Here is a 25,639-nt window from a genome sequence, read left to right as displayed (position 1 = left end):
CAAGGCCCAGGCCGCAGCCGACTGGATGCATGCCCAGCAGCCTCAGGCCGAGGAGATGGCGGCGTGAAACAGGTTCGCAAAAATGGCGCTGGAATTCACATTAGCGCTGGACTGTCAGGATATGTCGCGGAATTATCCAGCGCCATGCTGGGTGCGGAACTCGGCCTGCCGGTCACGCATCTCGATCATCATGCCAGCTACATCGATCACTGGCTGGCCGTCCTAAGGCAGGACGATCGCGCAATCCTCACCGCTGCTGCCAAGGCGGAGGAAGCGGCGAGCATGCTGTTGCGGCTCGGCGGCCGTGCGGCCGATGTGCCATCGGACGATACGGACAGTGCCAATCCCGACGCGGCATCCGACATCGCGCTCGCGGCCTGACGGAGGGAACCATGGGACGCTCCGTCAGCTACCCGTCCGGTGCGCTGGTCGCCTATCAGGGGTTCGCAATTGACGATGAAGACGACTGGGAATGCACCCTCGAATGGCTGCGGGACGATCTGATCGCGCAGGCACAGTCGGCATTTCCCTCGCTGGAACCGCACGAGGGCTGGCGCGGGCGCGAGGACCGCATCCTCCTGCGCAACGGCTACGCCGACTTTGGGCTGTCGATCTACGGCGGCCTTGCCGCGGTATGGATCGTCGAGCGCGACGACACTTCGTATCACGAGGCCGAGTTGCGCCGCCCGCTGCATGCGCTGGCGCAGCACTGGCTCGGCAGCATTGCCGGGCGCTTTGACGATCTGTTCGGCGAATACGTGTGCCTTGGCCACATGTCGAATGGCGAAGGCGTCTATCGCAAGCGGCATTGACGCGGTGACCGCTGCCCAGTGTCCGGGAGGGGAGCGGGCAAGGGTGTGTGAACCCATCGGGAGATCACACATGTCCAGCAATCCTCTTCCTCCAGCGGACCCTGATCAGGTCCAGCGCGAACGCACCGAGCAGATCGCGCGCCTCAACGACGAAACCCGCCAGGGCAAGGCGCGCCGCGCGCGCATCCTGTTCACGCGCGGTGTCGTCGAACTGCTCGCCGAAGGGCAGACCGAGGAGCCTGCGCGCACGGCGCGGGTCATGATCAACCAGGAGCGGCTCATGCGGCAGATCGCCAATGCTCCGATTGATCCCGGTGACGATCCCTATGGCGAACGCGATTTCGGGGTCGTCACCTTCCTCGGTGAACGCCTGTACTGGAAGATCGACGCTTACGCCGACGACGGCAGCTTCTCGTTCGGGTCGGACACACCCTGGGACGCCTCGGTCACGATCCGGGTCCTGACCGTGCTGCAACCGTGCGAATACTGAACGCGCCTGCGCCTTGCGCGCGCGAGGAGATCCCAACATGACCCGCACCATCGATCTTTCGGGAACGCGGTTCGATGAACCTTGCGCGCAAGTGGGCCGCGATCCCGATGCGCCGGCGCGCAGCCGTCAGGAGGCGCTTGCTTACCGCGCCGCGCTTGTCGCGGTGCTGGGCGTTCCGCCTGAAGACTATGCCCTTGAGGTTGTCGGCAACCCCCACGATTTCGGAACCTATTATACCGTGCGCCTGCGATGCCCTTCGGACGCCGCGCACCACGACGATGCCTATGAGGCGATGGTCGAGCATGGCCTTGCGCACTGGCTCGACGCGATGATGCCGGCGCCCTACGACTATGCGCCCGACGGGACATGGACGGCGATCTGTCCGCATTCGCCATCGCGCGAAGCAATCGAGCGCGCCCTGATCACGAGCCGCCCGGCCGCCGACGGCACCTTCGCCCTCGACCTGTTCGCGCGCCTGCATGCCAATTTGCGCGCCGGCTATCCCGATCATGCGTCGCGGGCGGACCTGCGGAGCGCCTGCATCCATGAACAGTCCGGTGCGACCGTGCATTGATGCCGGCAGCACCCGTGAGACTCAGGGGTCCGGGGCCAGGACCCCAGCGGCGGGAGGGAAGCGGGAAGGGAGTGGTTGGTCGGAGCAGGGATGCCCCAGGCCATCACCCCCACGACCCCCGAGCAGCAAGACGGGGTCTTTGCCAAGGAGCACCAGGCAATGAACATCGGCACCATCCAGAGCAATGCGCAGGGTCACCTGAGCGGCTCGCTCGCGACCGTCATGGTCGCCATGACCTTCGCGCTGCGCGAGGTTGAATCGCGCAACGACAAGGCGCCCCGCTTCGAAATTCTCACCCGCAACACCGGCGGCGCTTTCGTGCAGGTCGGCGCCTTGTGGGAGAAGGCCGCGCTCGAGACCGGCGAATGCTACCTGCAGGGGCGCATCGATGATCCGTCGCTGACGCGGCCGCTGCCGATCAGCGCGTTCAAGCAGGACGACGGCAGCTACAACTTGGTCTGGTCGCGGCCGCGCGCCCGGCGGCGGGCCGATGCGTTCTCGCCCGTTGGAACCGCCTGACACGTCCACTCCCCCGAACCACCCTGCGCCCCGGCCACCTTACGGCGGTCGGGGCGCTTCATTGAAGGGAAGCAGCCATGCTGACCGATTCCGAGCGGTTCGCATTCCAAACCCACCGCGCGCATGTTCTCGACACGACGGGCAATGCCTACGACGCCTGCCAGGTCGATGAATCCATTGCCAAAGGCCACACGTTGATCGTCCTCGGTGAAGGCGTGGTCGGCCTTGCATGGGCCTGGCCGGTGGCGGTCACCGCCGAAGCGGGCCACCTCCACAAGATTGCCGATGCCGGCGCCGCGACGCTGACCGACCTCGTAGCGCCGCTCGGCTTCGACGAGGAGGACGTGCGCGGGGCCATCGCACTGGCCCGAGCCTTGGGCTTTGCCATCGATCCCGTGTTCGATCGTGTCTGCCCGGCCGAGTGACCGCCTCTGCAACGGCTTTGCAAGCCGCTGCGACTTTCCGTCGCTTTCACCGACGCACCATGCGCACGTCAGTGGGCGCGTGATCACCGAAGGACATCCGTCCATGACCCTTCCTGCCACTTTGCGTGCCCGGGTTTCGCCCGAGGCGATCACCAAAGTCACCCGTATCTTCAACGGAACGCTTGGCGACATCTTCAACGAGCTGTTCCAGAACGCGCGCCGCGCCGGCGCGACCACGGTTGCAGTGACCGCAGAGCACCTCGAGGATGCCTGCATCGTCACCGTTACCGACGATGGCGCGGGTATCGCCGATCCGGCCGATCTCGTCTCGCTCGGCCAGTCGGACTGGTCGGAGGCTTGTCGCGCGCGCGAAGATCCCGCCGGCATGGGTTTCTTCAGCCTGGCCGGGCTCGACACGGTCGTGCGCTCGGTCAGCGCGCACGCGTCCTTCGCCCTCGCGATCGCCGGCGATGCCTGGACCGGCGAAACTGATATCGCGGTGCTGCCCTGGGGGGGACCTCGCGGCACCAGCATCGCGTTCCATGCCCCGCCGCAGCGCGACGGCAAGCTCGAGCGTTGTCTCGAAAGCGCGGCCCGGCATTTTCCGCTGCCCGTCACGTTCAACGGCGAGGAATTGAAGCGGGTCGATTTCCTCGCAGGCGCGCACAAGATCGTCGAGCGCGAAGGGTATCGCCTCGGCGTCTATCGCAACCGCACGTCGTCTGCCGGCGACACCGTCAATTTCCACGGTGTGACGCTCCGGCACGTCTTGCCGCAGGTGAAGGAAATCCACCACGCGCAGTGGAGCGTGCATGTCGACGTCGTCGATGCGCGCGATCTCGTTCTGGTCCTGCCCGCGCGCAAGGAGATCTACCACAACGCCGCGCTCACGCGGCTCAAAACCCTGTGCCGGGAGGCCATGTATCAGACGATCCTCGCCGAGCCCTTCCACCGTCTCAGCCATGCCTGCTGGCTCGAGGCCAACCTGTTCTGCGACGCCTTTCCCGAGGCGATTGCCCAGTTGCCGACGTGGACGCCGTCTCTGGCGCGTGACAGCTACCGCGATCTTCCCGGCTTCACGGCCATTGCTGCGGACGCAGCCCTCTATGACGACATGGATGCGCTCGATTCCGTGACGTTCGGTCGCGCGCTTGCGTTCTCGCGAAATGGCCAAGCTGGCGAGGTGCATCGCCTCGAGGGGCAGGCACCGCTGACGTTCTATGACCCGATCAAGCAATTCATCGGCTACAGTTGGTACGACCGCCTGAAATGCTACGTGCGCACAGGCGAGCGCTTCTGCGAGGCCGATGGCAGCGATACCCCACTCGGGCGCGACCCCTGCACCTTGCGGCCCGAGACCATCACGCTCGAACTCAGCGATCAGTTTGGCGGAGGTCTCGACCTGCCGACCGATCTTGCGCTTCTGGAGGGCGACGACAGCTGGACGGACGTCGACACGGTGCAGATTGCGCTCACGAAATGTTCGCGGCTCGATCCCGGCGATCTCACGGATTACATCATCGATGCCGTCTTCAGCCCATCTGATGATTCCGATGCGGACAGCTACGATACCCAGGAAACACGGTTCCGCTACGAGGCTGCCGCGCGCGCCCATGCCATGCTCGAAGATGACGATGCGGCAACGCTCGCCGTGATCCGCATGGTCTTTGCCGATCGCATTGCCTGGCGCATTCCCGCTGGACGGACCTTGCGTCTGTCCTGGTCGATGTCCCGCAAGGAGCTTGTCCTCCTGCCCGAGGCGGACGCCCCGACGTCCGACACGACTGCGCCTGGCGCAATCGCAGGCTGAACCCTTCTTCGCGTCTCCGGCTCCGCAGCCGACCCCTTTCCTCCCGACACAGGAGATCCCGATGGGATGGCTCTCGATGACCCTGCGCGGCATGGGGCCCCATGCCACGCCCAAGGCCTATCTCGACGACCAGTGCACTTATGCGCCTGACGCGGCGGCGGGGCGGACCGAAGGTTTGCGCGTCCTCAAGTCCACGGTCCGTTCCGGCGCCTACTATGCCGCCTGCCAGAACTATGGACCTGACGGCGAGCGCCCGCCCTTTGCCATCATCTGCCTTATCCGCTGGAACCCACGCGCCCGCGATGGATACGTGTTCGCCTACAAGGACATGACGGAAACGGCAGGGCCCTACTACTTCGATTGCCCGGCCTCGATCCTCGACATGCTGGGGCCGCCGATCAATGACCATGCCGCCGAATGGCGCGCCAGATGTCGTCAACGCCTTGCGCTGACTTCGCGTCGCAAGCCGAGGCCGGGTGACACCCTGGTGCTCCCCGAACCGCTGACATTTTCCGACGGGATTAGCGAGCAGACGTTCCGGGTTGGCTCCTGGGGCACGAGGACCGTTCTCCTGCGCGCGGGCGACGGGGCTGGCGTGCGAATCTCGCGGCTGATGACCAGGGCCTGGACCATTGTCGCGCCCGAGGCCGCGGCATCAGCCGCGTCGGTCGCGAGGTGATCGGCGCGGCCGGCGCACAGCCGGTCTGTACCCTCGGCGGTTCACCAATTCTGGCGCGGTCGGGACCGCTGCTGCGCAACCTCTCGCCACGAAGGAATTGGCCCATGTCCAATTGCTATACGCATACCTGCTTCGCCTTCCGCGTGACGCCTGACGAGCACGCACTTCTCGCCGAGGCGATCGCGCTTGCGGCCTTCCTCGAAAGTGGCCCGCTCCACGACGAGATCGCAACGCGCTGGGCGCAAGCCGCCGCCAGCTTTCGCGCGCTGTTCCCGCCAATTGACGATAATCCGGTGTCAGGGTTCCTTGCGATCTTCAACGATCCCGATTTCCCGACATTCGGCACGCAATTCGTGTTCGGCGACCACAATCCGGCCTCGATCTCGGTGTTCGGGCAAGCCGACCAGTTCGAGCCGGACGCGGTTGCGGCACTGTTCCAACGGATCCTCACGCGATCGTGGCCGCTGATCGTCACCTGGGGCTACGACAGCGATCGATACCAGCCCGACGCCTTCGGCGGGGGCGGCTTCCGGATCGATGCCGATGGCACCCACTGGATCGAGACCAGCCACCTCAATGACAACGCGAGGTTCGCCCCGAAACTCGTCCTTGCCATGCGGGATGACGAGGAGGGGTTGCTGTTCTGGAACAATACCGACGGTTTCGGATCCCTCGAGACGGCGGACGTCTTCACCGAGGAGCAGGCAGGGCAGATGGATATCCCGATCGCGCATGACCAGCCTGAGTGGATCGCCTTGCCGCGCGGCTTGAGGAACTGAGCGGCACGGGCCTGCCCGGAACGGCGCCATGGGCGGGTCTGGCGCGAGAGCCTGGGCTCGCCTTGCGCCGACCCTTTCGCCTCCCATCCGATCATCCGGTCTTCGACCGGGCTTCTCCGGCGATGCCGGACCTGATCGTGTTCCCGGCGGCGGGCCTCTCGCTTCGTCCGCTGCCTCCGTGTCCGGCTCTGGCGGCGGGATCAGAGAGAAGGGGGTGAGGAGGAAGGTGTGGCGGGAATGGACCCGTTCACGAACCCGTACCGGCCCCCGAGCAGCAAGACGGGGCGGCATTTGAAGGAGAATGCGGCAATGAACATCGGTCAACTCAAGAAGAATGCCTCCGGCAACTTCATCGGCAAGATCCAGACCGCGACGATCGACCTTGTGATCGGCCTGCGCTCGGTCACCTCGACCAACCCCGACGCCCCCCGCTTCGATGTCATGGTGCGCACGCGCAATGGCACCTTCATTCCGGCCGGCGGCCTGTGGGAGAAGATGGCCGCCAACGGCACCGGCGCCTTCCTCCAGGGCCAGATCGACGATCCGAGCTTCGAGGCGCCGCTGTCGATCGCGCTGTTCACCCAGCAGGACGGCGCGCTCAACGTGGTCTGGTCGCGTCCGCGCCGCCGCATGACCAATCCTTTCGACGAGGGTGCACCCACCAGCGCCGATGGCGACACCACCTTCAGCCCGCGTAGCGAAACCTTCGCCGCCCCCAGCGAAGACCCCTTTGCCTCTGCGACGGGCGACTACGTCGGCGTCGAAGCCTGACCCCCCAGGCTTCCCCGACCAACCTTGCGGTCCGACCTCCCCCGCGGTCGGACCGCAATTTTTTGTAAGCGAGGACAGAGTCACGCGCGGGGGTTGCCAGGTCGGAGCGCGGTACCCGCGCCGCTCCCCGGAGCAACGGGCGCCCTATGGGCGCCGCCCAATGCGGTGATCACCGTCGCCCACCAACGACGATCCCGGCGATGTGCAGGTGCTCCGTGCCTCGCCCGGAGGCGCAGACCCGTCGCCGGTCAAACCGCGGCTGTCGCCACGCCGTCGTTGTGTCCGTGCGCTGGCGCCAAGGCCGATGCGTCGATCGTGCGGAGCGCTTTGCGAGGTCTGGTTGTGCCTTCGTCCCACTGGTCCTGATCCGTCCCTGATGGGCGTGCAGGTCGGTGACCTGCATGACAGCACCGCCCGCCACCGGCACCGAAACGCGATTTCCCGTCAGCCGCATCGCAGCGCGAGAGAAACCGTCATGTCCATGACGGGCCACACCTTCAGCACCATCGGTTGGCCATCCGCCAGACGGGATGAAACTCTTCGCCCGTGCACGACCTTTGCAACCGCCGACCTCAAGGGGCCGTGTTGTCGGCCTGACGGCCTCCGCCCGCACCACCCGCTTGGGATCAGCGGTTCCCCTCGCCGGACGGCACGCCGCCCGCTCGGTGCAAAGCCCGCTCATTCCCGGGCTTCGTCTTTGTTCATCCCGGCGGGATTGGCCCGCCGATGACACCGAAGGAATGGCGCATGAACAAGGTTTTTCTCTCCGGTCGCATCACCGCGGACGTTTCGCGCTTCGGCACCGACAGCAAGGGCGGCGTGATGTTCACGCTGGTGACCAGCAAGCCCGTCATCAAGGACGGCAAGGTCCAGAAGGACGAGAACGGCTACACCGAGACCTACGACCAGTTCCACACGGTCAAGGCCTTCGGCGGCCTCGGCAAGGCGATCGCCAACAAAAAGCACAAGGGCGACAAGCTGCTCGTGACCGGCGAGATCCGCTACTCGCGCAACGAACGCGACGGCAAGACCTACTACAACACCGAGATCGTCGCCGACGAGATCGAGTTCATCTGACCACCGTGGGCGGGCGGCTCCCCTGAGCCGCCCGTTTTCGCGTGTCCGCGGGGATGGGCCGCTGGGGGCAATTGCCATCATCATCAACATCATCATCGTCGCGATCGTGAGGGTCGGCGCGTCCGCGCCGGCCCTTTTGTCCTGTTTTCTCTCCCCTGGCGGATGCCCGCCCAGGGAGAGGAAAGAGCTGCAATACCCAACCCTTTCTGTGTCCTCCCAGTGTGGCAACCCGGCCTGGCGCCCCGTCAAGGATGCACGGTTCCCCCAATTTTGGCGGCCGGCGGCCTGACGGCCACCACCCACAAAATCGGCTCCCCCATGCCCCGCTTCGCGGCGTCAACCGGGGTCCGGGGACGCTGTCCGCGCCCCGGCTTCCCGGTCAACGTCCCTGACTGGCCTTGGCACGGCTTGCCGGATGAGGGGCGTCATCAAGCCGATGACGAAACGCAGGAGCTGAACCAATGCAAACCTTCTCGAACTTCGCCGATCTCGCGAGCTTCATCGCCGAGGAAACCGAATCGACCGACCAGGCATCGACCTACGCGCACGCCTTCATCGAGCACGACGAACGCGCCAAGCTGTCCATCGTCGACGAGGCGGAAGTCTGCTGCATGCCCGATCCCGACCAGGCCCGCGCCGCAGTAGAAATGGTCATGACCACGCTGTTCGACGTGCTGCGCGATACGCGGCTCGAACCATTTGCCGCCGATCTCGCCTGGGGCTTCGCCAACAGCTTCCATGTCGTCGCCAAGCGCATCGAGGGCCGCGAGGACGATGCCGCCAAGGAACTCGGAGAACTGGTGCGCATCTCCGATCCGTCCGAAATCCACGCGACGCAAGTCGAAGACACCCGCCTCTTGTGCGAGACGCTCGAGAGTTGCCGCGAAGCGCTGGAGTGCATGCGCGACCATGCGGCGCAAGTGTTCCACGTCGAAACCGGCCGACCCTTCTCGACCGCGCGGGGATCGCGGGTCAGCTCCGCCACAACCGCGAGCCAGATCGAGGCGCGCGATTTCCTGGCAGCGCGCGCGGCCAAGCGCCGCGAGGCTCACGCTCCGACCGGTCCCGTCGTGATCTTCTCAGGCGGCGACACCTGGCATGACCACGAACTGCTCTACAAGGCGCTCGATGATACCTTCGCGCGCATTCCGAGCATGATCCTGGCGACCACCGCCCAGCACCGGGGATGCGACCAGATCGCCCACGCCTGGGCGGCTTCGCGCGGCGTTGCGACGGTGCGCTTCACGCTCAATCGCGCGATGGGCAAGCGCGCAGGGTTCGCCCGTAACGAGCAGATGATGAACCTCAAGCCTGTGCACGCGGTGATCTGCGAGGGATCGGGGCTGCAGGCCAACCTCCTGACCAAAGTGCGCGAGGCGGGCGTTCCCTACCATGCCTTCGCCGCGAGCCACCAGCAGCCGGCCTTTCCCGAAGGCGCGCCTGCCGTGAACGGGCAGCGGCGGTTTGCGCGGCGCGGTGCCGCATTCTGAACTTGCCCCAAGGAGGGCGCTGCATCCCGCGGCGTCCTCCAATTTTCTCATTTCTTGTTCTGGCGGCAAGGCACGCGGGCGTAGTGGGGCTCTGGCCCCACATGCCGCGCGCCTGGTCGGGACAAGCAAGAGCGATCAGGACCGGGGCGCAGGTAGCGGCAGGCTGTCGCCCGGTTGCCAGACCACATGGCATACCCCCGGCGTCATCATCAGCGCGGCGAGCGCATCGTCGTAGGCGGGATCGGGGACATTGCGCACGAGGTGGACCGCCGTTGCATCGAGCCCGGTGTCCTTGAGCGCGATGCTGGCGATCGGTTGGTCAGGCCCGAGATTGACCCGAAGCCCCTTCACGAACCTGCGTCCCTCGCCGACGGCCTTGCTCACCAGCGCGCGTTCGTCGAGGCTTTCGTAGGGCATCCACTCGCGCGTGACCGGCCTGACCGCGATTTCGAAGAGCTGGGGCAGGCCCGAGGCCCCGATCGAGAAGGTGGCACTCATCACCAGGTGTCCGCCGCCACCATCCGAGCGCCACAGTTCCTCCTCGACCGCGAACCGCTTGTGGAAGCGGCGCGCCATGTCCTCGTCCATCAGGAACGGCCAGTCGGGCAGGTGGCGCACCACGATCTTCTCGCCGAAACGCGCCGGCTCGATCGCCTTGATCTCGCCGATCACGACCATGATGGCTTCGCTCGAGGCATGCGCCATCGCGAGGTCCGACCGGCGACGCCCGGCGATGTTCTCCTTCTGCTCGAGCTGGAACGTCTCGGGCACGAACAGCACGCGCGCCAGGCTTTCGCCGCGCGCCCTGCAGGCAAGCCCGGCATGGAACAGCGCGCGCCGGACCACGAACCAGTTGCGTTTGCCCCCCATGCGCGGATGCCAGTGCGTCAGTTCGGCCTTGTCCCACAGGAAATGCAGCAGCCCCTGCATCGTCAGGCGCAGGCCATTGGTCCTGACCGCCGGCTTGTCGTTGGTGAAGGCCGAAGGCGCGGCGCGCGCCGGCCCGCGCGACAGCGGAAACGCGAACTTGAGTTCGGTCTCGCCGCTGTCCTCATGCTCGACCACGGCCGATCCCCGGACCTGGCCGAGCCCTGTCAGGAAATCGGGCGCCTCGTAGTGGTTGCAGGCCGAGGCATGGCGCGGTCCCGTGCCGGGCCAGCGCGCCAGCACGTATCCACCCTGTCGGTGCGCGATGTAGAGCGGCAGCTTGTGATCGCGCCGGCACAGGCAGATCGCGCGCTCGCGCTGGCCGTGCGCCTGCGCGAGCAAGCCGGCAAGGCCCGGATCGTCCTCGGCGATCTCGCGCTCGAGCAGATGATAGTGCTGCATGTCTGGCCCTCCGGCGCTTGCGAACAACGACAGCGTCGGAACCGGTCATCGTGCGACGCTCGAGCCACGACACCATCCCGCTGCCATCATAAGGGTGCAGCGGCGGCGCCTGCAAGGACACAGAAACACAACAGGTCGCCATAGCCGTCCCATGATGGTGGCGGTGCGCGGCCTCCCTCAAGGATGAGCGGTACCCCCAATTTTTCCTGGCGGAAAAATCGGCACCCCCGCTCCCCGCTGCGCGGCGGCTTCGCCGTCCTTGACCGAGACCGCGCACCGCCACCGTCCGCCTGCCCGTCGATACCGACGAAGGAGGCCACGATGACCAATCCCACCAACGAACACGACGATCTCGACGGCATCATCGCCAGCCTCGAACAGGCATGGCTGGCACAGGCACGCAGCACGGCCGAGGCATTACCTGGCACCGACGGGCAGGCCGGGGCGGCGGAAGGCGAATGGTGGGGCGACTAGCCCCACCCTATCCTTTTTCTCATGCTCCCGGAGACAAGCAGGGTGTCAGAACGCACGCCAGCAGCCATCGCCCTCTCGCCTGCATGCCTGTTCCGCCCTCCAACATTCGCCGGGATCATGCCCTGGCCCCCACCGGAAGACCCCAGCACCCATGCCTTGCGATCAAGCCCCATCACATCCCCCGACGTCGCTCAAATCTGGCGATTGAGGGGCACACCGTACACGGATATCCGTATTTTTATGGCAAAAAATGGCGGAAATCCGCGACTTTCAGTCGCCGAAGTGTGTGGCAGTTTGCATGCTGGCGTTGGCTATTCGTACCCGCAAAAGCCGCAGAAATCTGCGGTTTCTGACCCTCCGGAATGCGCGAAAAATGGCTATTTGTACCCTGAGCCTGAAAAATGCCCTCGAAAGGCATTTCTGGACGGTAATTTTGCCCGTCGGCAAAGCCAGGAATTGCCTTCGGAACACGAGATCTGGGACACCACGTTGCCGGGCTTCGGCATGCGGGTTCAGCCCGGTGGACATCGATCCTGGTTTGTCCGCGTGCGGCATCGCAGACGTCACCGCCGGATTACGCTCGGCAGCGTGGAGGACGTGGAGGCGCTGGTCGCGCGCCGGGTAGCGCGGCGCCATCTGGTCGAGGTTGCGCTCGATGGCTTGCCCAGGCGGCCGGACATCCCGGTGGGGCCAGTGTTCATCGACTATGCCGAAGAGTTCTGGCGCGACTGTGCGCATCATTGGAAGCCCTCGACTCAGCGTCGCAATCGGACAGCGCTTGACCATCATATCCTGCCATTCTTTGCCGAACATCGGCTCAACGAGATGGACCGGACCGACATCGTGCGGTGGCGCGACGATTGCGCCAATGTCGCCGAAGCGAAGTTCAATCGCGCGTTGCCGGTGCTGGCCGCGATGCTGAAATATGCCGAGCAACTCGGCTACAGGCCAAAGGGCAAGAACCCCTGTCGCGGTATCGAACGCTTCCGGCGTAAGGCGATGGAGCGGTTCCTGAGCCCCGGCGAGTATGCTCGTCTCGGGCGTCAGCTTGCGCAGGTGGAAGACGATTATCCGAACGAGGTCGCGGCGATCCGACTGCTGATTTACACCGGCGCGCGCCTGAACGAGATTTGCGGGCTTCATTGGGACTGGGTTCAGCCTCCGCGCCTTGTGCTGCCCGACAGCAAGACGGGGGCAAAGATCATCATGCTCAACAGGCAGGCGCTGGCTATTCTCCAGAGCTTGCCACGACACGAAGGTGTCGCGCTGGTGTTCCCGAAAAAGCGGGGCAAGGGGCACATGTCGCTCGAGGCATTCTGGTGGCGATTTCGTCGAACCTGTGCGCTGCCAGACGTTCGTTTGCATGATCTGCGCCACAGCTTCGCTTCGGTAGCCGTACGGGAAGGTGTGCCTCTGGCGACAATCGGTCGCCTGCTCGGCCATGCCTTGCCGGAAACCACCGCCCGGTATGCCCACCTCGCCGATGAGACGATTGCCGAAGCGGCGGCGCGGGTATCCTCCACTATGGCATCAGCCCTGGGAGTGCGACCATGACGCGCCTTACGCTGCGCGAAATCGTCGCAGGCGCGCTCGGGGAGGTTGGACTGGATCGCGCACTCGCGGTCGAGCCAAGGGGCAGGGCGCGTACCACGTCCTGGCTGGCTGGTGAGCGTGGCATCGGCATCCGCCACTACCAAAGCGGCCGCAAAGTCTACGTCGTGCAAACCCGCATGAGTGGGCGGATGCGCACCGTGACCATCGGGCCTGCCCATGTGCTAACGCGGCATCAGGCCATTACCGTTGGTCGCCGCGTCTTGGCCCATGCCCAAATTGGCCATGATCCCGCCGAGGTGCGCCAGCGTGCAAGGACGGCACCGCGCATGGACGATTTCATGACCGAGTACTGGGAACGGTGCGCGCCCGGTTGGAAGGCGTCGACGCTGGAGACGATGACGGGTTATCGGCGCTCGCACATCGACGGCGCGTTTCCGGACGCCTGCGTCGACACTTTGGAAGAGCCTGAAATTGCGCGTTGGTTTGCCGCACTGGCCGGCAGGTCGGGGCCGGCTGCCGCCAACCGTTGCCTGGAGATCCTGCGTGCGGCGATGAACAAGGCGGAGGCTTGGGGTTATCGCTCTGAGAACACAAATCCCTGCCGGGCCATCCGGCAAAACCGGCGTGTGCATCGCAAGCGCTTTTTGTCGAGCGACGAACTGGCGCGATTGGGAACATTGCTCGCCGAGGGCAGGGCAAGTAACGAACTTGTCGTCCGCACGCATGCCTCCGCGATCACGCTCCTGCTTCTGACCGGCTGCCGGATTGGCGAAATCCTGAGCCTGCAGTGGAGCGACCTCCGTGGATTGAGGCTGAACCTGCGTGATAGCAAGACCGGCCCGCGAACCGTCTGGCTCGGCCAAGAAGCGCGCGATGTGATCGATGCTTTGCCGCGCAAAGCGGGAGTTGGTCACCTGTTCTGGAACTCGCGCTATAAGGGTCCCATCCAAAGCCTGACCCACGTATGGATTGAAATGCGCCGAAAGGTTGGTCTCAATGACGTCCGGCTGCACGATCTTCGCCACACCTTTGCCAGCCACGCTGCGATGAGCCGCGAGAACCTGCCGATGATCGGGAAGCTGCTTGGCCACGCCCGCGTTGCATCCACAGCGCGCTACGCTCATCTGGATGATGGACATTTGCTGGAGGCGGCTGCAGCTATTGGTGATCTTGTCGAACGGCTAATGTATACAGGCGCTGCTTGATGCGGCCCCTAGGTGCTGGCGATCTTACCGGAGCAGAATTGTTCGATTTGTTCCCGGCTGCCTCACGCATTGGCGAGATGCGTGGGCTTGTTAGACAGACCGGCATTGCAGCGTGCGGGATCCCTTACTGGGACCGCCAACGTTGTAGCCGGTGATCTGAGGACGCCCTTTTTGTGGAGTGGGCGAAGCGAGTTCGAAGTCTTGGCCTTTTGAATTGACCCGGAGAATCGCACCGGCCATTTATTCGCGCGCATGGCCAGTCAACCGATCATTCCGTCCCTGCCGTCTGCGGCACCACTTCGCCGCAAGGTACGCGAGATCACGTCGAACAGCGCCGGAGAGCCCGATCTCTATGCTTATGTGCGCGATCTCCTGACACGCTCGAGTTTCTGCATCGGGCTAACTGCAGGCCAAGTGGTCATTGATTCCAAAATCGCCGCGAGCCGCAAAAGGCCCGATTTGGTGGTATATCGGTCGTCTGGGGGGCGCGCGCTTCGCGGGCCCGACTATGCGGCTGCCGTGTTCGAAGTGAAACTGGGCCACGCCATTCGGACTAATGGTAAGGCGATCGCGAAAGAGAAGCGAACCTATCCGCAATCGGGTACGCGCTGGTTCTATCTGATCGACCAAGAGGTGGTCCTTAGGATCGATGTCTCCGATCCTATTGCTTTCGATAGTGCACTCGATACCCGCGGCGCGCTGCCGGAGTCCATCACGCAGACGTGGACGTGGGACGCACTCGAAGACCCCGCTTCGTTCATGGCTTGCTTTGGTGTTATCTCTTCGGCAGAGCTTCAGCTGGAGAATGAGCTGGCCGCTTTTCGGGCCAACCGGACGCGCTATGCATTCCTGGATGCGAGTGGCCCGAAGCGGAACATGTTCGGAGCGACGGTGCGCGCCGCTTCGGAAACTATCAGGCAGGCGGTCGAAAGCATTTTATTTGAGCAGGGCGTGGCCGATCTCAGGTCAGCGATCGCGCACATCGAGGCTATGGCAGCGGACTATGGTTCGCCGCGCTTCGATTGGTCCAGTGCGCGTCGGCCTGTTGAGTTTTTCAAGATGCTCGATCCGCGTGCGGCGGCCGAGCTTACCGACGAACTTGTCACCGATTACGAAGCGCGCCTCGATGCACTGATGATGGATCTGGAGCCAGTGCTCTATGCACTGAGGATCGAGACCGACCTACTGCAGCAATATGGGCAGCGTCAAGGCGTAGAAGGTCCCAGCTTGCTCAGGCTGTCCGGGGATTCGAACAAAGCGAATAAGCGCCTCGTCGACTCACTCGTGTATGAGACGGCTTCGCTGATCTTGTCGCGGATGCTGACCATCAGGTTCTGCGAGGACCATGAGCTTTTCCGCGTTCGCTATATCTCGAATGGCGGGATCGAAATTTTCTGGCGTTTCGCGGACCATTTCGCGCTGCCGATGCAAGAGCTTCTGCGGCAGAGCTACAAGCACGCCGGCGATGTATTTCGCTCTATCTTCGATGCGAACATTCTGGATTGGGCGATCCGGCGTGACGACCAACTTCTGTCTGATGCTCTCCTACGTGCGGCACTCGTGCTCTCGCGTTGGAATTTCCGGACGGTGCGCGGCGATATCTTGTCCGGCGTGTATGACCAGTACCTGGATGTGTCGCAACGGCGGCGTCTCGGAGAGGTTTACACCCGATCGGAAGTCGCCCGGTTCATGTTGGCAGAAGCGGGGTGGTCGGCACAATCGACGGTGCTTGATCCGGCGTGCGGCACGGGAACATTCCTCGTAGAAGCGTTAACGCAGAGGCTGCAGGCACTTTCAGCCGCCGGGGCGATCACCAGCGACACCGTGCGGGAGGTGATTGGGCGCCTTCATGGTCTGGATATCTCGACCTTCTCAGTAACGCTGGCCCAGATACAGTTCTTTTGGCATCTGATCGACGTAGTTTCCGGCAAGACGCCGGAGGAAATTAGGGCTTTTGCTCGCTCGATCTTGCCGGTTCTTCGGTTGTTCGGAGGGTGGTCGTCGCTCGATCCTATGGGCGCCAGTTTCGAAGCGGGGGCAGGGTCTGGTGGAAGTGCCGGCGCGCAGGCTGGGATGGCGTTTCGGGTAGCCTACGTGAGTGACCGCAAGGCGCAGGCATTGATCCCGACAGGGTTCGAACGCACCGCGAAGGGCAGCTACGATATCGTTATCATGAATCCTCCCTATATCCGAGCGGAACGTGCGGGTACCGCGAGTGTGGGAGACGCCTATCACGCGGTGACGTTCAAAAATACCGACACGTCGATCTACTTTATCTATCGGGCGCTCAAGCAGTGGGTGAAGCCCGGTGGGAAGCTTGCTTTCATTGTGCCGATCGGCGTCACCGAGGCGGCGTATGCAGGACCCCTGCGAAAGGTTCTCGAAGGCTACCGCATCAAATTGATTGCCGACCTGGAAGGCCTCGGGAATAGCACCTTTCGGGGGGTGAAGCGCGCCACGATCATCATGATTGTAGAGAAGGCCAAGCCGAGCCCAGAGGATATGGTAGATATCCTCCAGCTGGACCCGACTGCGTTGGTTGACGATGTGATCGACTTCAATCGCGGTATGCGTTCGCAAGTAAAGCGGTCCGATCTCGACCGATTGGCCTACCTCCCGCTGCATCTTCGTGGTTCGCTGGAATCTGCAGCCGCAACCGTGGAGTACGAGACTACAGGCGAGGATGTGACCGCTGAAGCTCTTGAAAATGAAGGCGATGAAAGTTTGCCTACGCCAGAATGGCTCGAGGCACTCCGTGGCGATGACGAAAGTGCGGACGCGATTCTGACGAAGATGAGTGCCTCCGACACCGAAGCGTTGCGCACTATGCGTGATCTTCCGCGCCTCGGGGAAATAGTGAAGCTTGTCTACGTGAAGCGCGCGCGTGGAAGGATCGTCGAGGTTCGGGAGGATAAGCCCGCCCATGAACGGTATCTTTATCGTCCCGAATTGCTTTTCAACTATGGTGTGAAGTTAGGTGGCCCTGGCGCACTCAAGCGTGCTGGCGACACCGATTGCATCCACCTTTTCAAGGGACAGAACATTTTCCCCCAAGGGCTTCTGGGTGAGCCAATGGGAGAGTGGTCGACGACGGCACAGCGTGAAAGTACGCGGTACATCTACAGCTATGCCTTGCATCTTAGTTATGCGCGCACTTTCGCCGCAAGGGAGATTTCGCAACTCCCGACGATCGCGCGATTGGAGCCTGGTCAGGGGTTCCAGAACACTGCGCACATGATCGAGCTGTCGGAAGACTTCCCGCTGCACACTTTCGTTCTGAGCCGTGTCGTCCAATTTTACGCTGCCCGGGTGCTGAGGTCGTCGATCATCGAGGATCTCGGCTGCCATTGGTACAAGCGGACACTAACTCTCCTTCCGATCCCCGCTGATCGGAGTGCCGTGGCCGTGGCCGAACTCACATTGGCAGGTCAGCGCGTGCTGGATGCGGATAGCGACGTGGCAAACCAATACCGTGCGATTGACGAACTCATTCGAAAGGGTGCTGCCGGCTCTTCGACACTTGCCTCACTTATCGTGAACGCGGATCCATTGACCGCTGGCATAGACTTGAATGGCGCCGCGGAGGCGGGAGTTGCCATCACTGGGATCACCGAGACGTCTAGCGGCCTGCAGTCGAGCGACCTGTTTTTCGCGATTACGGTGCCAGACAACGATCTTCGAGACTATCTTGCTTTCGTCCTGAGTCGGCGAATTGAGCAGGAGCCGGATGAGCCGATCGCACGACGGCACGTTCTCGACATCGTGGTACCATCAAATCTCGTTGATGTGGTCGTGGCCATCAAGGCGCTGACGACAGCGAACCTCGAGAAGAACTATCTGGATGCGCTCGCAGACCTGGACGTGACCGTTGCGAAGCAGTGCGGCATTTCTGATGCGCACCGCGACTACATGGTAACAGCGATGATGACAGATCCCATTCTATCGAAAATGCGACCGATGATAGCGCAGCGCGGCTTGAGGATCCAGCCTTACGCCGATCACGCTGACGGCGGCCGATATGAATGAAGAGATGTGCATAAGCTGTTTCGAGGCAAGTGCTTGTATGTCCGCATACGCGAAAATTTGTCTTTCAAATGTGCCAGTACGACCGGGCGGCGGCCGACATAGCTGAACTTAGAGCCGTAGTACCGCTGTCCTAATTGCCGCCGCTCATGGCTGAGCTCTTAATCAGATGTAGAATTTGAACGGAAGCTTTGGCTCGCCATCCATGGGTGCCGATATCAGCACGTCGCCCACTGCGTTGGCGAACCGGATTGTGACCGGCAGTCGATCGTTGTGAAGGCAACTGTTGAAGTTAATTTTGGTCAGACCCATCACATCCTGAAGCACAGTATCAAGGGAACAAATGCCCCGCGCGACTCGCACAGAAATGGGGTTGGGTGTCTCGGGTCCCATGTAGGTATCGAGGCGCGGCGCGTAGCCGGATGTCCACAGGAATGCGTGGCGGTTGGAGGTCTCGAGCGCCGTCCCGCGAATGACCGGATAACCGCCCGGCCGGTAGAGTTTCACATTGTCCTTTGCGTCGGAGATCTGGACGCCGACCAGATTGGTTTCTTTTCCGCAGGCGGACTGGAACCCCAGCCACTCTTCGTCGGTAAAATTGGAGGGCGCGTGGATGAAGAGCTCGCGCGGTGGCGCGTTATGGAGTCGCTCATATTCCCCGACGACCATACTCACTAAGTTAGCAGCCGCCGGCTCATCTAGGTGGAACTGCCGGGAATCAGTGTGAAACCAAGGCCCCAGCGCGCCTCGGAACACGACGCCCTCGCCATCGGAAAGGAACATCTGTGCGGCGCAGCACGCATGGCGGGCATCCGCGGACAATTCGCTGCGTTTGTAGACCAAGCCGACATAACAGACGCCCGGGCGGACATCGGCGAGCTGCCAAGGTCTGCCACCCGCCTTGTAATAGGCGCCGGTGCAAAGCTTCCACGCGATTGTAGCCGGATCCTCGACACGACGTATTGGCATGCCGCTCTCTCGCTTGAACTCGTCAGGCGTCAAAGTCGTTTCACGAACAATCTGAGTAACGATCCGCTTGGAGAGCAGCCTTGCTTTGAGCTGTCGCCGGAAATGGGTGGCATACTGATAGACCGCCGCTTCCCGCTCATCGTCTCCGAACAGGGTTGGCTGCCTCTGCAATTGGCGTGCCCGTGCAACCGTTATCGAGACGACGCCGGCGCTTCGTTCGGATTTGGGGACGGAAGACTTGGGGCGCCCTAGTGCGTAGACAATTTCCGGAATGATGACGAACCAAAAGGCCGGCGGATTCTCCATGCGGTCTGCTTCGGCAATGAGACGTGTCACATAAACATCGACCGCGCCGCGCACAGCTTCGTGCCGATTCTCGATCTTGAGAATGCGCTGCAATTCACCTTCGTCTAGGTCGTCGATCACGCGTACCGGCTCATCAGGCCAAGTCGCGTGAAAGGCCTGCTCGAAGCCAGGGAAGGGGACATGCTGGGGCTCGACCTCGCGGGAGCGCAGCCCGGGCTTGGGAATCGCGATCACCCGGTTGATCGAAGCCGACCAGCGGCGAAACCGTAGGACGCCCTGCGCAGTGCCGATGACGCCATAGCGAATGCTCGGCAGGTCTCGTGGATCCCCAACCGGACCATAGAGAAAGAGACCATCACGCGGATAGGCCAGCTTTTGTCCCATCGCGAATTCAAGCGTAGGTTCGCGCATATAGCGCACCCGCGGATAAGTCGGCGCGCTACGCTGCGTCCGACGCGTCTTCGATTTCGTCGAAGCCATCATCGTCATCCTCATCAATGGTAGGATCGTCTTCATCGCTCATCTGGTCGTCGCCGGCGAGCGGGATGCTCACGGGCGCGGTCCACTGCATTGGCGGAATTTTGAGAGCGATGCTTTCGCTGCTGCTCATAGGTACTTCGAGGACCGCTTTTCCCTCCGCCACCCAGTGCAGGAACGCCAGTAGCATGTCCCGCCAGCGTGCGTTGCGCCAGCCCTTGGCAAACGAGCGACGTTGGCGATGCATCTTCTTCACATCGTCCAACGCATTCTGGCCATCGGTACTAAAAATGAGGCGGCTGAGCACCCGTACATGGCGAATTGGTGCAGTGCGCGCGGCCACAGAAATACCGAAATGCCAATGCAGGCCACGCTTCGAGGAGTAGCCCTGAATTTGCCGAGAGCCCGACCATTGACCCATCTGGAACGCGACCTGATTGGATGGCGCTACATCGGCGCGCGCCCACCAGGCCAGCTGAGTGCCAGACATCTGGTAGGGTTCCAGCTGCCGGCCTCGAAACGCGGCTTCCAAACCTTGGCGTACAAGGTCGGCAAATATGTTTCGGGAGTTCCAAGGCTTGATCGCATTTTCTTCCCAACCCTTGTCGAGAAAGGCTCCTAACGATTGCGAGCCCGCCGCGCGTAGGGGAAGGCTTGGCCCGAAATGATCCTGCAGGTCATGGGCGAGCGCAAAGGTCAAAAATCCCTCGCGGAACGGGACCAGCGGCCACGGCGCACCCTTGAGGCTCTTGTCGATCGCGGCCTGAGGCACCCCATCTGGAAAGCGAAACTGGCGGATGCGCTTGGGTACTGCGTCCATCAGCAACCAGTTGGAGATGAGGGCTTCTGGCTGCGACTGGATCCGCCTGGCATTAATAAGATGCACGTCGCGCCAGACGCTGCCATTCATGGGTTCGGTTCGGGGGATGCGGTAGGTTAGCCCTAAGACATCCAGCAACTCGGCCAGACCTGCGGCCCAACTCTTCTCAAAATCGATATATTGGGCATGGGCGATCAGAAAGGGTGCTTCGAACGCCGCCAGCTTCAAGGGGATGATGAACTCCTCGTCACCAATCCGGCGCGCGATGTCGGACGCAATCTGTATCTCGTTGCGGACGCCCTGCTTGTCGACCGAGACCGGATCCGCGACAAGGAGCACTTTGGCCGCGCGATGGCGTAGGGCATGTTCGAGCTTGCGCTGCCAATCATCGCCGCCCTTGAGGCGCAGGACGTCAGCCCAGACCTCATAGCCCATCGCCGCCAGCTTGGCGCCGAGCCAGAGCGTGAACATGTTCTGCTCCGGGCTTGCATGGCTGATGAAGATCGCTTCGCGTGGTTCCTCTTGGTCCAATGCGGCTCCTCGCACCTGTTTTGTTCTCCACTCATACCTTTTCTGGACGCATGACGCGACCGCCAATTGAGCTGTGTTCCGTGAGAACCGAGGCTACGAAAATGTGTTGGCTCGTCCTAGCGCAAAGATCGATCTTGAAAAACTTCACTCTCGATTTGTTGTCATTGCGCTGGTCAAGCAACCGAGCCAAACTCATGATTGCAAACCCGGGAGGTATCAATGGCGGAGCCACGCGCGTTCATCAGCTTTGACGTCGACAATAACAGTAACGAGAAAATGCTCTTCGCAGGACAGGCCTGGCATTCAAAGACACCGTTTAGTCACGAGGATTGGTCAGCGAAGGAGCCAATGGCTCAGTCGCAGTGGGAAAATCTCGTAAAGGCGAAAATCAATAAAACTCACTTGATGATTGTCCTTGTCGGGAAGCACATGAGCACAGCCACAGGCGTCGTGAAAGAGATTGCGATGGCGAAAGCTCAAGACGTTCCATATTTTGGCGTGTATGTCGGTGGTGCTGATGCAAATAGCACGCTTCCGGTCGGATTGGCGCGGAATCGGACGATCCCTTGGACTTGGGATGGCGTCGCTGCTGCGGTCACTCAGATGATGGGTGAAGGTAAGAACAAGAAATGAGATGCTGGCTGCGGGAACGGTGGGTAGCGACGCTGCCCCAGCAGGATTGCCTCTGGTGAAAGGCCAACAGTATCTTCAAGGCCAATCTGTCACTGGTCGGCGCAAAGTCGAGCAAGCTGAGCGCTTAGAACAATACAAGTTGATGGTCGAAATGGCGGATAGGGTTAGCCAACGGCGGCAGGTGGCTAACTCGTTCTACCTTTCGATAAACACGATTCTGGTAGGCGGATCAGCCTATTTTGGAGGCGGCACCCCTCCGCTTAAAACAGCGTTATTGGTGTCGCTGGCTGGCGTGCTGGTTTGCCGATATTGGAGCCGATCTATCCTCAGCTACAAAACGCTCAATACGGCCAAGTTTGGTGTGATCAACGACATGGAACGGAAGCTAGTCGAGCAACCTTTCACGGAAGAATGGGCAAGGCTCGATCCAGACGGTGACGGCAAGAAGCACAATTCCTTCTACGAGACTGAGAAGTTCGTGCCGCGCGTGTTCGTTGGAATCTACGGCTTTCAGGCTGTGACGGCGATCCCTTGGCAATCGCTATGGCAACGTTTGCTCGCGTTTGCCTGTTAGAAGGGTACGAAATGAAAATCGGTGTAACTGGCCATCAACAGCGTGAGGGCATCGACTGGCGGTGGGTTAGGTCACGCATCGACCGCTATCTAGCGGGCAAATCGATCATTTTCGGCTATTCCAGCTTGGCGGCAGGCGCCGATCAAATCTTTGCAGACGCTGTGCTTGATGCTGGCGGTACGTTGATAGCTGTCGTTCCTATGGAGGACTATCCCAGCCAGTTTAAGGATGAGCCGCTCAGGGAATATAGCCGGCTGCTCGCAAAGGCGCAGATTGTCCAATTGCGATCGAGAAAGCCCGACGAGGGCGCCTTCCTCGATGCGGGAAAATGGATCGCCAGGAACGTGGATTGCTTAGTTACGGTTTGGGATGGTGAGGATGCGGCCGGACGGGGCGGCACTGCTGACATTGTTGTATATGCAATGGCCTTGGGGCGGCAGGTCCATCACATCGATCCCATCAAGCGAAAGACCGCAGATATTTAGCGCGCAACGTCGCATCGCACCGGCGCCTTACGTCTCCCCTGAACCCAGGGGCAGCTTGCGCCGATCAACCGGCCCTAAGCGGACTTTCGGGACGTCCAAGCAGCTCTAGGAGAAAAAGATTAGGTTTATCTAGAACGCCCGTTGTCATAACCGGACGTTCCCAATAGCGCACCGGCAGGAACGTCCCGTCGCTCGACATCAAGCCACGCCCTTCCGTATCGCAAGCTCATCTCGTGCTACGAGTGCCGCAGGTCGATTACACTTTTTCCTTGGCAGAAGATGCAAAACCACCGATTCCGCATTTGATGAAATCCGGCCTCGATCATCTCCCCGAAGGCAAGCGGCGCGAACTTGCCCACGTCGTCGAGACGGTGCGCGCCGGCTTTGCCGAGGCAATCGCGCATCGTACGCAGCCACGCTATCGTGCAGGCAAGCTGCTGAAGATCGTGCTGTTCGGCTCCTATGCACGCGGAGATTGGGTCGAAGACCCGGTCGGCCGCTACTTTTCCGATTACGACCTGTTGGTGGTCGTGAACCACGACGATCTCACCGACATCGCCGAGTTCTGGGAAGCGACCGAAAGCAGGCTGCTTGCCGATTTGTCGGCGGGTAAAGTGCTGCGCACACCGGTCAGCCTGATCTATCACAGCCTTGACGATGTGAACGAGAAGCTCCGGCTTGGCCGCTACTTTTTCATGGACATCCTCAAGGATGGCGTCGTGCTTTTCGAGGAGGTAGATTCCGCGTTCGTTGAGCCCATGCCCCTGTCACGCGAGCAGGCTCTTCAGGAGACGCAGGACTACTTCGATGACTGGTTCGAGAGCGCCGGTCAGTTCTACCGCCAGTACGAACATGCGGTCGCGGATGGTGCCCCCAAGATTGCAGTGTTCGACCTGCATCAGGCAGTGGAACGGCTCTATCACTGCCTCTTCCTCGTGCGCAAATTGTGGTCGCCCAAGTCGCACAACCTCAACCGCCTGCGGGACATGGCCGAGGAACTTGAGCCAGCGCTAAAGGATGTCTGGCCGCGCACCGGGCGCTTCGAGAAGCGGTGCTATGCCCTGCTGCGCGATGCCTATGTAAAGGCAAGGTACGCGCCATCTTACCGCATTTCGGCAGACGAACTCGCTTGGATTGCCGGGCGGGTGGAGGTGCTCCAAGGGCTGGTGAAGAGCGCCTGCGAGGCGCGCATCGAGGATCTTGCCAAGGCTGCCTGAGGCAGGATTGGTTCTTTATGACCCGGCGTGGTGAACGCTCGCACGCGTCCAGAGAACATCCCCTTCCAAGACTGAAACACGCCCCTGTCCGAAGCCGGACAGGACACGCAACCCGCACCGGTGCGGACCGTGTTGCCGCGCCAAGCGCGGCTGCCCGCACCACTCCTTCCGGCGGGGTTTCCTCGCGTCGCTCGTGCGGTCCTCTCCACCCCCGGACCTTTCGGGGCTCAGTCGAAGGGATGGTCCCTTGGACACTCTGAAGAGCTTCAAAGGGAATCCGCCATGAAGAACACCGTCATCCTCGCAGGCTTCGTCGGCAACACCCCGGAAGTCCGCAACCTCCAGAACGGCGCCTCGGTCACCAGCCTCTCCCTCGCCACCACGCGCCACTACAAGGACGGCGAGGGACATCGTCAGACCGAGACCGAATGGCATCGCGTCACTTGCTTCAACGGTGTCGGCAAGCAGGTCGCAGAGCACGTCGCCAAGGGTGCCCTGGTCATGGTCACCGGCCGCATCCACTACACGCGCTGGACCGACAAGGACGGCCAGGTCCGCTATGGCTGCGAGATCATCGCCGAGCAGGTCGACTTCCTCGCGAAGGCCAAGGAAAAGGCAGCAGGCGATGCCGAGCTCCCGCTGGATGAGACCGTAGTCCCGGCTCCTGCTAAGGCCACCCGGCGGCGCTCAAAGTAGCGCCGCCTATCATCACCGGGATCACCCCCGATAAGGCCTCTGCGGACGATCCGCAGGGGCCTTTTGTCGTCTGGTTTCGCACTCATCAGGACGCTCATAGGCCGAGCCGTCGAAGACCAGCTACATTGCCAAAATGGTCGTTCGGAAGGGTCGGGCAGTTTGGGTAGAGCTGATGGCTATTTGTACCCGCAAACGAAACAAATAGAGAATTTCGTCGCTATCGCTTCGACGCGGTCGAAGCCACCGCATTGGTCCGAACGGGCCGCAATCCCACAGGAATCAGAGAGAAACCAGAGATTCTGATCAAGCCGCCAGTACCGGTCCAAGGGGCCTGAATCCTGCCTATTGACAGGCACACCGTACGTAGTCTGGGGTAGCCGTTCGATGCATACGGACGCCAACCGAATTGGGAGAAGGCGTGGGGATCATATCCTGGTGCAGAAATGCATGGGCTACGGCCAGGGCAGCTATTGCCACAATTACCGCAAACGATAGCGTGCCTGCAAGCGGACAGGCAGAACTACGCCCGCCGCGAGTTCGGGAGGTCCGGCTGCCGACATTCGCCGAGCGGTTGACTCACTTGTTCGATCAGTACCGCCTAGGGCACATCAATCTCGGTGAATATGCTTCCAGGGTGCAGGAGGAGCAGGATGATTGCCTCGAGGCGGTCCTGTTCTTTCGGCAAAGTATCTCTGAGTTGGCCACCGCCCAATACGAGGCAGAACTGGAAGAGTTGGAGGAGAACCTCGAAGAGTGCCTTTGGCGACTGGAATGGATTGCCGTGCAACAGCGCAAGGCAGGTATCGATTGAGGTGGTTTTCCGCAGAGTTCATTGCGAATTGCCTTGGTTTGTTGCTCGCAGCGGACATCGGGCGGCAGTAAGCCGCCGGACGCGTGGCTTCCGACACTGATTTTGGCAC

Annotated in this window: 25 protein-coding genes; 22 read left to right on the top strand and 3 right to left on the bottom strand. The window is 62.0% G+C overall.

From position 1 onward, the window contains the following. The first annotated feature begins 63 nt into the window (after positions 1-63). The 12 genes from OLX02_RS17325 (at position 64) to OLX02_RS17270 (ending at position 9,426) form a co-directional block, all read left to right on the top strand. Positions 64-381: a zincin-like metallopeptidase domain-containing protein gene (locus OLX02_RS17325; RefSeq protein WP_264424836.1), complete on the top strand. Its 318-nt coding sequence runs from the start codon at positions 64-66 to the stop codon at positions 379-381. 11 nt (positions 382-392) lie between these two features. Then, positions 393-812 (top strand): hypothetical protein, encoded by a 420-nt coding sequence (locus tag OLX02_RS17320; RefSeq protein WP_264424834.1) that lies wholly within the window; start codon positions 393-395, stop codon positions 810-812. 70 nt (positions 813-882) lie between these two features. Beyond that, entirely contained in the window at positions 883-1,302 is a 420-nt protein-coding gene (locus tag OLX02_RS17315; protein WP_264424832.1) for a DUF3768 domain-containing protein, read from the top strand. Between the two features lie 37 nt (positions 1,303-1,339). After that, complete coding sequence (locus OLX02_RS17310) at positions 1,340-1,876, top strand: hypothetical protein (RefSeq protein ID WP_264424831.1); 537 nt, start codon at positions 1,340-1,342, stop codon at positions 1,874-1,876. Between the two features lie 90 nt (positions 1,877-1,966). Next, positions 1,967-2,395, top strand: a complete 429-nt coding sequence (locus OLX02_RS17305; protein WP_264424829.1) for a DUF736 domain-containing protein — start codon at positions 1,967-1,969, stop codon at positions 2,393-2,395. Positions 2,396-2,472: 77 nt separating this feature from the next. Next, positions 2,473-2,820 (top strand): hypothetical protein, encoded by a 348-nt coding sequence (locus tag OLX02_RS17300; protein ID WP_264424827.1) that lies wholly within the window; start codon positions 2,473-2,475, stop codon positions 2,818-2,820. Positions 2,821-2,923: 103 nt separating this feature from the next. Further along, positions 2,924-4,630, top strand: coding sequence for an ATP-binding protein (locus tag OLX02_RS17295; protein ID WP_264424825.1), 1,707 nt, complete (start codon positions 2,924-2,926; stop codon positions 4,628-4,630). A 61-nt stretch (positions 4,631-4,691) separates the two neighbouring features. After that, positions 4,692-5,309 carry a DUF6927 domain-containing protein gene (locus OLX02_RS17290; RefSeq protein WP_264424823.1) on the top strand — a complete coding sequence of 206 codons (618 nt, stop codon included), beginning with the start codon at positions 4,692-4,694 and terminating at the stop codon, positions 5,307-5,309. Then, positions 5,306-6,088 (top strand): hypothetical protein, encoded by a 783-nt coding sequence (locus tag OLX02_RS17285; protein WP_264424821.1) that lies wholly within the window; start codon positions 5,306-5,308, stop codon positions 6,086-6,088. The genes OLX02_RS17290 and OLX02_RS17285 overlap by 4 nt, the downstream gene beginning before the upstream one ends. Before the next feature lie 309 nt (positions 6,089-6,397). Then, a complete protein-coding gene (locus tag OLX02_RS17280; RefSeq protein ID WP_264424819.1) occupies positions 6,398-6,859 on the top strand; it encodes a DUF736 domain-containing protein in 462 nt (153 codons plus the stop codon). Positions 6,860-7,606: 747 nt separating this feature from the next. Beyond that, positions 7,607-7,936 (top strand): single-stranded DNA-binding protein, encoded by a 330-nt coding sequence (locus OLX02_RS17275; RefSeq protein ID WP_264424817.1) that lies wholly within the window; start codon positions 7,607-7,609, stop codon positions 7,934-7,936. Between the two features lie 461 nt (positions 7,937-8,397). Then, a complete protein-coding gene (locus OLX02_RS17270) occupies positions 8,398-9,426 on the top strand; it encodes a DUF2493 domain-containing protein (RefSeq protein ID WP_264424815.1) in 1,029 nt (342 codons plus the stop codon). Between the two features lie 135 nt (positions 9,427-9,561). Here OLX02_RS17270 and OLX02_RS17265 read toward each other — a convergent pair whose 3' ends face one another. Continuing rightward, positions 9,562-10,755, bottom strand: a complete 1,194-nt coding sequence (locus OLX02_RS17265; protein WP_264424813.1) for a DUF1173 domain-containing protein — start codon at positions 10,753-10,755, stop codon at positions 9,562-9,564. Positions 10,756-11,076: 321 nt separating this feature from the next. Here OLX02_RS17265 and OLX02_RS17260 point away from each other — a divergent pair, with 321 nt between their 5' ends. From OLX02_RS17260 to OLX02_RS17245, 4 genes are all read left to right on the top strand, one after another. Then, positions 11,077-11,229: a hypothetical protein gene (locus OLX02_RS17260; RefSeq protein WP_264424810.1), complete on the top strand. Its 153-nt coding sequence runs from the start codon at positions 11,077-11,079 to the stop codon at positions 11,227-11,229. Positions 11,230-11,271: 42 nt separating this feature from the next. Next, a complete protein-coding gene (locus tag OLX02_RS17255; RefSeq protein WP_264424808.1) occupies positions 11,272-12,783 on the top strand; it encodes a site-specific integrase in 1,512 nt (503 codons plus the stop codon). Beyond that, positions 12,780-13,988, top strand: coding sequence for a tyrosine-type recombinase/integrase (locus OLX02_RS17250; RefSeq protein ID WP_264424806.1), 1,209 nt, complete (start codon positions 12,780-12,782; stop codon positions 13,986-13,988). The genes OLX02_RS17255 and OLX02_RS17250 overlap by 4 nt, the downstream gene beginning before the upstream one ends. 252 nt (positions 13,989-14,240) lie before the next feature. After that, positions 14,241-18,014, top strand: a complete 3,774-nt coding sequence (locus tag OLX02_RS17245; RefSeq protein ID WP_264424804.1) for an Eco57I restriction-modification methylase domain-containing protein — start codon at positions 14,241-14,243, stop codon at positions 18,012-18,014. A 162-nt stretch (positions 18,015-18,176) separates the two neighbouring features. Here OLX02_RS17245 and OLX02_RS17240 read toward each other — a convergent pair whose 3' ends face one another. Next, the gene (locus OLX02_RS17240; RefSeq protein WP_264424803.1) at positions 18,177-19,766 is read right to left on the bottom strand and encodes an argonaute/piwi family protein; all 1,590 of its coding nucleotides are present in this window, start codon (positions 19,764-19,766) and stop codon (positions 18,177-18,179) included. Further along, the gene (locus OLX02_RS17235) at positions 19,726-21,114 is read right to left on the bottom strand and encodes a toll/interleukin-1 receptor domain-containing protein (protein WP_264424802.1); all 1,389 of its coding nucleotides are present in this window, start codon (positions 21,112-21,114) and stop codon (positions 19,726-19,728) included. Before OLX02_RS17235 ends, OLX02_RS17240 begins: the two co-directional genes overlap by 41 nt. A 219-nt stretch (positions 21,115-21,333) precedes the next feature. Between OLX02_RS17235 and OLX02_RS17230 the strand changes: the two genes are divergently transcribed. From OLX02_RS17230 to OLX02_RS17205, 6 genes are all read left to right on the top strand, one after another. Further along, positions 21,334-21,747: a TIR domain-containing protein gene (locus tag OLX02_RS17230; protein WP_193829184.1), complete on the top strand. Its 414-nt coding sequence runs from the start codon at positions 21,334-21,336 to the stop codon at positions 21,745-21,747. A gap of 1 nt (position 21,748) precedes the next feature. Next, positions 21,749-22,321, top strand: coding sequence for a hypothetical protein (locus OLX02_RS17225; protein WP_193829185.1), 573 nt, complete (start codon positions 21,749-21,751; stop codon positions 22,319-22,321). Beyond that, complete coding sequence (locus OLX02_RS17220; RefSeq protein WP_264424798.1) at positions 22,291-22,806, top strand: hypothetical protein; 516 nt, start codon at positions 22,291-22,293, stop codon at positions 22,804-22,806. Before OLX02_RS17225 ends, OLX02_RS17220 begins: the two co-directional genes overlap by 31 nt. A gap of 242 nt (positions 22,807-23,048) precedes the next feature. Then, the gene (locus tag OLX02_RS17215) at positions 23,049-24,023 is read left to right on the top strand and encodes a HEPN domain-containing protein (protein WP_264424796.1); all 975 of its coding nucleotides are present in this window, start codon (positions 23,049-23,051) and stop codon (positions 24,021-24,023) included. A 282-nt stretch (positions 24,024-24,305) separates the two neighbouring features. Next, positions 24,306-24,719 carry a single-stranded DNA-binding protein gene (locus OLX02_RS17210; RefSeq protein ID WP_193829188.1) on the top strand — a complete coding sequence of 138 codons (414 nt, stop codon included), beginning with the start codon at positions 24,306-24,308 and terminating at the stop codon, positions 24,717-24,719. 418 nt (positions 24,720-25,137) lie between these two features. Next, complete coding sequence (locus OLX02_RS17205; RefSeq protein WP_264424794.1) at positions 25,138-25,530, top strand: hypothetical protein; 393 nt, start codon at positions 25,138-25,140, stop codon at positions 25,528-25,530. The last annotated feature ends 109 nt before the right edge of the window (positions 25,531-25,639 follow it).

Source organism: Novosphingobium sp. KCTC 2891 (genome assembly GCF_025938155.1).
Taxonomy (GTDB): domain Bacteria; phylum Pseudomonadota; class Alphaproteobacteria; order Sphingomonadales; family Sphingomonadaceae; genus Novosphingobium.
Note: the sequence above shows the minus strand (reverse complement) of the source record. Positions and strands in the feature narration are given on the sequence as shown.

What these genes read in the sequence shown, in the direction of transcription:
- OLX02_RS17320 (WP_264424834.1), top strand. Translation starts at nt 393, where the DNA reads ATGGGACGCTCCGTCAGCTACCCGTCCGGTGCGCTGGTCGCCTATCAG.
- OLX02_RS17315 (WP_264424832.1), top strand. Translation starts at nt 883, where the DNA reads ATGTCCAGCAATCCTCTTCCTCCAGCGGACCCTGATCAGGTCCAGCGC.
- OLX02_RS17310 (WP_264424831.1), top strand. Translation starts at nt 1,340, where the DNA reads ATGACCCGCACCATCGATCTTTCGGGAACGCGGTTCGATGAACCTTGC.
- OLX02_RS17305 (WP_264424829.1), top strand. Translation starts at nt 1,967, where the DNA reads ATGCCCCAGGCCATCACCCCCACGACCCCCGAGCAGCAAGACGGGGTC.
- OLX02_RS17300 (WP_264424827.1), top strand. Translation starts at nt 2,473, where the DNA reads ATGCTGACCGATTCCGAGCGGTTCGCATTCCAAACCCACCGCGCGCAT.
- OLX02_RS17295 (WP_264424825.1), top strand. Translation starts at nt 2,924, where the DNA reads ATGACCCTTCCTGCCACTTTGCGTGCCCGGGTTTCGCCCGAGGCGATC.
- OLX02_RS17290 (WP_264424823.1), top strand. Translation starts at nt 4,692, where the DNA reads ATGGGATGGCTCTCGATGACCCTGCGCGGCATGGGGCCCCATGCCACG.
- OLX02_RS17280 (WP_264424819.1), top strand. Translation starts at nt 6,398, where the DNA reads ATGAACATCGGTCAACTCAAGAAGAATGCCTCCGGCAACTTCATCGGC.
- OLX02_RS17275 (WP_264424817.1), top strand. Translation starts at nt 7,607, where the DNA reads ATGAACAAGGTTTTTCTCTCCGGTCGCATCACCGCGGACGTTTCGCGC.
- OLX02_RS17270 (WP_264424815.1), top strand. Translation starts at nt 8,398, where the DNA reads ATGCAAACCTTCTCGAACTTCGCCGATCTCGCGAGCTTCATCGCCGAG.
- OLX02_RS17265 (WP_264424813.1), bottom strand. Translation starts at nt 10,755, where the DNA reads ATGCAGCACTATCATCTGCTCGAGCGCGAGATCGCCGAGGACGATCCG.
- OLX02_RS17260 (WP_264424810.1), top strand. Translation starts at nt 11,077, where the DNA reads ATGACCAATCCCACCAACGAACACGACGATCTCGACGGCATCATCGCC.
- OLX02_RS17250 (WP_264424806.1), top strand. Translation starts at nt 12,780, where the DNA reads ATGACGCGCCTTACGCTGCGCGAAATCGTCGCAGGCGCGCTCGGGGAG.
- OLX02_RS17245 (WP_264424804.1), top strand. Translation starts at nt 14,241, where the DNA reads ATGGCCAGTCAACCGATCATTCCGTCCCTGCCGTCTGCGGCACCACTT.
- OLX02_RS17240 (WP_264424803.1), bottom strand. Translation starts at nt 19,766, where the DNA reads ATGGCTTCGACGAAATCGAAGACGCGTCGGACGCAGCGTAGCGCGCCG.
- OLX02_RS17230 (WP_193829184.1), top strand. Translation starts at nt 21,334, where the DNA reads ATGGCGGAGCCACGCGCGTTCATCAGCTTTGACGTCGACAATAACAGT.
- OLX02_RS17225 (WP_193829185.1), top strand. Translation starts at nt 21,749, where the DNA reads ATGCTGGCTGCGGGAACGGTGGGTAGCGACGCTGCCCCAGCAGGATTG.
- OLX02_RS17220 (WP_264424798.1), top strand. Translation starts at nt 22,291, where the DNA reads ATGGCAACGTTTGCTCGCGTTTGCCTGTTAGAAGGGTACGAAATGAAA.
- OLX02_RS17210 (WP_193829188.1), top strand. Translation starts at nt 24,306, where the DNA reads ATGAAGAACACCGTCATCCTCGCAGGCTTCGTCGGCAACACCCCGGAA.